At 58.3% G+C, this 3,503-nt stretch carries 2 protein-coding genes; one reads left to right on the top strand and one right to left on the bottom strand.

The window, feature by feature from the left end:
• Window positions 1–208: 208 nt before the first annotated feature.
• Window positions 209–1,336, bottom strand: coding sequence for a hypothetical protein (locus ACVW0B_RS14260; protein ID WP_457491987.1), 1,128 nt, complete (start codon window positions 1,334–1,336; stop codon window positions 209–211).
• A 210-nt stretch (window positions 1,337–1,546) separates the two neighbouring features.
• Between ACVW0B_RS14260 and ACVW0B_RS14265 the strand changes: the two genes are divergently transcribed.
• Window positions 1,547–3,358: an N-acetylmuramoyl-L-alanine amidase gene (locus ACVW0B_RS14265; RefSeq protein ID WP_457491988.1), complete on the top strand. Its 1,812-nt coding sequence runs from the start codon at window positions 1,547–1,549 to the stop codon at window positions 3,356–3,358.
• The last annotated feature ends 145 nt before the right edge of the window (window positions 3,359–3,503 follow it).

Consider the following 3,503-nt stretch of genomic DNA (forward strand, 5'->3'; position numbering starts at 1 on the left):
AAGACTTCTTTACTACTGATCAATCCATCCTCCTTCCGAAGTTGGTTTGCTAAGTGCTGCTATTGTACCCCTTGAGCCCTTAACAGGCTGTATTGGAAGTTCTGGAGATAAGCGGGATCCCTTTTACCCAAGAGCTCATTTTGCGCCGGATGTAGCTGGTGCTGCCGGAAAAAGTTGTAGTTGGGGCAATGTTCAGTACAAGAGGATCTTAAGAACGTTTCCTTGAACTGGAGCCTATCAAACCATCCATCCAAAGAATAAGCTTTGCTCGCAGATACAGCCAAATCTCATCGTTTGCCCGCAACAGGAATAGAACATATAGGCTCAATACGACGAAAACACACAGGTTCCCTAAAAAAGTGTAGGTTTGGATAATTTGATCGGTGCTCCAGCCAAAGTCGTAGTTTAGGCGGTTCATATCCCCCCTGGCATCTCCTTGGCCGCCCAACAAAGTTCCCCAGGGAACCTCGGCCAATCCCAGTCTGATGCTGTGCCATTCCCAAAAGCTTCTCCACAGGCTGCTGCTCGCGATCCCCAGCACGACAAATCGCAAAGAGTCCCATCGCCAACGATCTGGCAGGGGAAAATAAAAGCTGGCCATCAAAAAGGTGCTGAGATAAAATTCTCCTCCAACGCCGCTAAAGACAAACAACATCTCCCAGGTGCGATTGGGCATCAGCCAGGTCATGTAAAACTGCAATAGAGCAAGAAAGATGGCCAGCACCTGCAGCCACCCAATCCGCTCCTTGCGGGCTGACCAGAAGAGTAGAATCAGTAAAAAGAGGATTCCAAAATACACAAAGGGATCCCTCTGCGAGCTAACGCTTGTCCAGCCGATGGGCAGAGGCAAAGCCCGATACCCGCTCCACCAGGCGACGGTGGCATGGCCAAATTCGTGGATCCAAATGTGAAGAGGCAAATGCAACAACTGCAACAAGCCTATGTTGTTCACCATCAGGGCCATTGCAAAAGCAGCCGGGTAAGCCCAAGCGTTGACTGCCCAGTTATCGAAGGAAAACCGATCCCAACGCTGCCGGGATCCCAGCTTTAGGCTCTGCCGCCAGAGCAAACGTGAGCCGCGGAAAGCGCAAATTTCCACTTGCTCCAGCCGTGGGATCCGCAGTTGCTTCAAGATCAGAAACAGTTGGGCAGCGGCAACTTGGGGGGAGAGCGCAGGCTGGTACAGGGATCCCAGCAGGTGGACGTGCAGGGTCTCGTCGGCAAAGTCTACCCGGACACACCAGCGACGCCGCAGCAGTTCTGTCCGCACAACCTGCACAATTGACTGGGCGTGTCCAGCTCGGGCCAGGGCTAGGGGATCCGGTGGCCTGGGCATCCCAAGATACCTCGTCGGAGAACAAGCAGGAAGAAGAAGGGGCGAGCCTCTACCCATCATCCCCCAGCCCTGCAGGCAAGAGCGGAATTGCGCTCCTTCCCAGGCTGCTCCGAGGGCAGGTTGGTATAGTTGAGGGCAGCAGGTGTGGGGAGTGGATGGAAGGTCATGCCTGAATTCGGCAAGCCGAGGTCAAGGCGGATATGGGGGGCGATGCTGCTGTTGAGCTTGGCGGGAGCAGGACTGTTTCCCCCTCCCTCTGTCCAGGCCCAGACGACCACAATCCCAGGGTTATCTCGCATCGACCGCTGGCACTACGACCCTCAGCAGGGGCGGCTGGAAGTTAACACCCAGGGCGAGGTGCGGCCTTTTCTGTTCGTGCTGCAGAATCCGCCTCGGGTTGTGCTGGATTTTCCCAACACCCGCTTTGGACAGGAGCCCCAAACCCAGACTTTTGCGGGCCGTGTCACCTCTCTGCAGATTAGCCAGCTTACGGATACCATTACCCGCTTTGTGCTGTATCTGCAGCCGGATCAGCCTCTCAGCCTCAACCAACTGCAACTGCTCACTGCCGGCCCCTCCCGCTGGGCTGTTCAATTCACCCAGGCCGGATCTCTCTCTTCTTCTCCCCCTTCATCTGCCGGCTTATTGGGAGGTTCCAGGGATCCCTTCCCGCCGTCCCCGCCTTTGCCGACACTGCCTCCCCGACGCCCGGCACCCACCCCATCTCCTCGCTCCGGCCATCAAATTTTAGAGGTATCCCCGCAAGCAGAAGGCTTTTTCATCCGTACCCAAGGCAGCCCCTCCACTACGGTGCGGCGCATCCTCGATCCGGATCGGGTAGTGGTGGATTTTCTCAACACCACCCTCAGCCCTGCCCTCACCCAGCGAGCTTATGTCATCAACCGTCTGGGGGTTTCGCGGCTGCGTATCGGGCAGTTTGAGCCCACCGTTGCTCGGGTAGTGCTGGATGTGGATTCCTCCGGTGGCGACTGGGAAGCCCGCTACGACCCACAGCGAGGTGGGATCTGGATCCAGCCTGCCGGCGGTGCTGCCCAGGCCAGTCTTTTGCCCGAGGTCAGCTCTGTCAACAGCAGTGGGCCGCTGGCCACGTTGCAATCGGTTCAGCTCCAGGGCAACCGGTTGATCATCAGCGCCGATGGATTCATGTTCTACCGGGCCGGCTGGGATCCCGAGAGTGGTGGCTACCGCATCAACGTGGCGCCCGCTCGCCTGCCCCAGTCTATGCCGGATCCCGGCTTGCCGGTTGGAGGGCCGGTGGAGCGGATCCGCTTTGTCCAGGAAGATGCCCGCACGGTCAGCATTCTGGTGCAGCCCGCCGAGGAGTTCAATGTCTTCGAGCCCAACCCCGGCCAGGGATCCCGCCGCATTACCTTGGAGCTGCGACCTCTGAATGCTCCTCCACCAATACCTCAGCCGCAGACGCCCGGCCCTGCCTCCCCTTCCACCCCCCAATCTCTGAACCGGACGGTCATTGCCATCGACCCCGGCCACGGGGGACGGGATCCCGGTGCCATCGGGGTAGATGGGATCCAGGAGAAGGACATCGTGCTCTCCGTTGCCCACCAGGTGCAACGACTGCTGCAGGAGCGGGGGTACGGGGTGGTGATGACCCGCACCGATGACCGGGAAGTGCTGCTGCAACCGCGGGTGGATATGGCCGTTCAGGCCAATGCTGCCCTGCTGGTGAGCATTCATGCCAACGCCCTGGATCGCTCCGGCATTCACGGCATCGAGACCTATTACCTGCGACCCGATAGCGCCGAGCTGGCCGCCATCTTGCACCGCAGCTTGGTCAGGGCCACCGGTGCTGCTGACCGGGGGGTGAGACGAGCCCGCTTTTTTGTGGTGCGGGAAACACCTGTGGGTATGCCCTCCGTGCTGCTGGAGTTGGGATACGTAACCAACCCAACCGAAGGGCGAAAATTGGCTACTGCCGAATATCAGGCTATTTTGGCGCGGGCCATTGCCGATGGCATTGAGACTTTCTTGCGCAGTCGCTAGCCGTTGGCTGAGCTTGTTCATGTCTATCGGATCTCTCAATTGATCCTTAAGTAAACTACCCGGCTCCGACCGCTAAGCGGTACGGAGCGGGCTTTCAGTAGCCCTGAGCCTGCTCTGCTCTACCAGAGAACAAAACAGGCCCGAA

It is taken from the genome of Thermostichus sp. MS-CIW-23, assembly GCF_054059455.1.